This window comes from Actinotalea ferrariae (genome assembly GCF_019733465.1).
Lineage (GTDB): Bacteria > Actinomycetota > Actinomycetes > Actinomycetales > Cellulomonadaceae > Actinotalea > Actinotalea ferrariae_A.
This window is the reverse complement of record NZ_JACVQL010000347.1, coordinates 1-2,512: the sequence shown is the minus strand read 5'-3', so window position 1 is coordinate 2,512 and position 2,512 is coordinate 1. Positions and strand designations below refer to the sequence as shown.

The 2,512-nt window shown below is 78.3% G+C and carries 3 protein-coding genes; 2 read left to right on the top strand and 1 reads right to left on the bottom strand.

Annotated features, from left to right (window positions below):
• A partial coding sequence (locus tag ICW40_RS19485) for a hypothetical protein (RefSeq protein WP_221655640.1) occupies positions 1-873 on the bottom strand: 873 nt, incomplete at its 3' end.
• Positions 874-1,186: 313 nt separating this feature from the next.
• Here ICW40_RS19485 and ICW40_RS19480 point away from each other — a divergent pair.
• Both ICW40_RS19480 and ICW40_RS19475 read left to right on the top strand, forming a co-directional pair.
• Positions 1,187-1,717, top strand: a complete 531-nt coding sequence (locus ICW40_RS19480; RefSeq protein WP_221655639.1) for a YbhB/YbcL family Raf kinase inhibitor-like protein — start codon at positions 1,187-1,189, stop codon at positions 1,715-1,717.
• A gap of 126 nt (positions 1,718-1,843) precedes the next feature.
• Positions 1,844-2,512 (top strand): AfsR/SARP family transcriptional regulator (locus tag ICW40_RS19475; protein WP_308121922.1); only part of this gene is annotated, 669 nt, incomplete at its 3' end.

Genomic DNA, 2,512 nt, shown 5'->3' with positions numbered 1-2,512 from the left:
GGTGACCTCCGCCCGCACCGGCCGGGCCGCGCTCCCGCGGCCCTGCCGGTCGACGACGAGGCGCCGCGAGCGCAGCCGCCCGTGCCCGCGGCCCAGCCCCTCCCACTCCTCGGCGGCGGCGGTCAGGACCACGTGCGCCCCCGGCCATGGCGTCGTCGGCACGAGCACCGACGAGCGCTCGCGAGCGCGCGCGCTGAGCCGGCGCCGGTCGCCGTCGGCGAGGGCCGTCCGCGGGCCGACGACGACGACGTCCACACCGTCGAGCAGCGCGGCGACCACGGTCGGTCCGTCGGCGCCCGGGTCGGGGACCAGGACGACGCGGTCGAGCGCGATGCCGAGCTCGTGCGCCGCCAGCACGCCCACCCCGGGGAGGCCGACGAGCGCGACCCAGCTGCCCGCGGCCGACGCCTCCGCGAGGAGCCCGAGGACGAGCGAGGTCGAGCCGGCGACGACCACGGTGCTCCCCCGGCTCAGCCCGCCCAGCGGGAGCAGCGGCGCGAGGTCGGGCCGGACCGCCAGCATGCGCTCCGGTGCGTGCGGGTCGCCGTCGGGCACCGCAGCGAGCGGTTCGGGCACCGCCGCGGGCGGCTCGGGGACCGCGTCGGCGAGGGGCGGGAGGGCCGTGACGGGGAGCGTGGTCGACGCCGACCTGCTCCGGACCAGCGCCTCCGTGCGCGCCTCGCTGCGTGGCTCTGTGCGCGGTTCCGTGCGAGGACCCGGCCGCCGTTCCGCGTGGGCGCGGACCGGACGGACCCATCCCTGCGTGCCGGTACGCTCCTCGGCGCGAGCCAGGGCAGCACGGGCGCGCGCCGCTCGTGCGGCGGTACGGTCGGCGTCCTGGAGGGTCGCGGACTCGTCGACGACTGCCGTCATCGCGTCCTCCCTCCTGGTCACCGTGCACCGCACGACGTGCTCCGACGGACCTGCCGGAGGGTCTCCGGGCAGGCCGCCGTCGTGCCGATGTTCGAACACCTGTTCGACAGATCCAGTACACGCCGCCGCCGGTGCCGTGTCAATCGGCCCGCGCGTCGCCCCGGCGCGTCGCCTCACGCACCGCCCGGCACCTCACCCGAACGCCGCACTCCCGATCGCCGCTGCAGGGTGCCGCCGACCCTCGACGCGCGTCCCCCGCCGCTCGTGCCGATGATGGTCGGGCCCTCGCACGCCGACCCGCGCAGGAGGACCCGTGGACCTGTCCCGCCCGACCGCCCCCGACCCCTACGAGCTGCTCCCCGCCGCGCCGTCGCTCACCGTCACGAGCGACGACCTCACCGACGGCGACCCCATGCCGGCCCGGTTCACGGCCGACGGCGGCGACACCTCGCCGCACCTCGCCTGGGGCGACGTGCCGGACGGCACGCGCAGCATCGCGGTCTCGTGCTTCGACCCGGACGCCCCGACCCCCGCGGGCTTCTGGCACTGGACGGTCTGGGACCTCCCGGCCGGCACGACCTCCCTGCCGGCCGGCGCCGGGGCACCCGACACCACCGCCCTGCCCGGCGGCGCCCTCCAGGCGCGCAACGACGACGGCGGCATCGGCTACACGGGTGCCGCCCCGCCGGCCGGCGACCGTCCCCACCGCTACGTCTTCGCCGTGCACGCGCTCGACGTCGAGACCCTCGGGCTCGACGCCTCGACGACGCCGACGAAGGTCGCCTTCACCGCGCTCTTCCACACCCTGGCCCGCGGGACGCTCACGGTGACCCACCAGGCCTGACCGCCGCTGTCGCAGCCTCCGCGGCGCGGCCCGACGGCCGACCGCCCGTCGTGGTCACCGTCGGGCGACACCGAGGACCCACGCACGCCGGCCCACCCGGGACGCGCGTCGCCCTAGCATCGGGCCATGGAGTACGGGGTGCTCGGCCCCCTCGTGCTGCGCTCCGCGGAGGGCAGCACGGTGGTCGACGGCACCCGCCGGCGCGCCGTCCTGTCGGCCCTGCTCGCGCGGCCCGGCCGCACGGTCGGTGTGCAGGACCTCGTCGAGGCCGCGTGGCCGGACGACCCCCCGGCGGACGTGCAGCACAGCCTCCACTCGATCGTCTCCCGCCTGCGCGGCCTGGGCGTGGCGGTCACCGCGGCCGACGGCGGCTACCGCCTGCACGCGCGCACCGACGACGTCGACGCGGGTCGGTTCGACGCGCTCCTCGACCGCTCCACCGGCGCGGCGCCTGAGGACGCCGTCGCGCTCCTCGAGGAGGCACTGGGCCTGTGGCGCGGACCGGCGTTCGGCGGGGCGTCGGACCTGCCGGGCGTGCGCGGCGAGGCGCAGCGCCTCGAGGAGCGACGTCGTCAGGCGCTCGAACAGCTCGCCGGGCACCTCCTGCGGGCGGGCCGGTCCGAGGACGCCGTCGGGCTGGCGACGCGGCTGTCGGCCGAGGAGCCGGCACGGGAGACCGCCTGGGTCGTCCTCGTCCGGGCTCTCGTCGCCGCCGGCCGGCCCGCCGACGGCGTCGCGGCGTGCGCCCGCGCGGCGGCGGCGCTCGACGAGCTCGGGCTCGTGCCGTCGACGGCC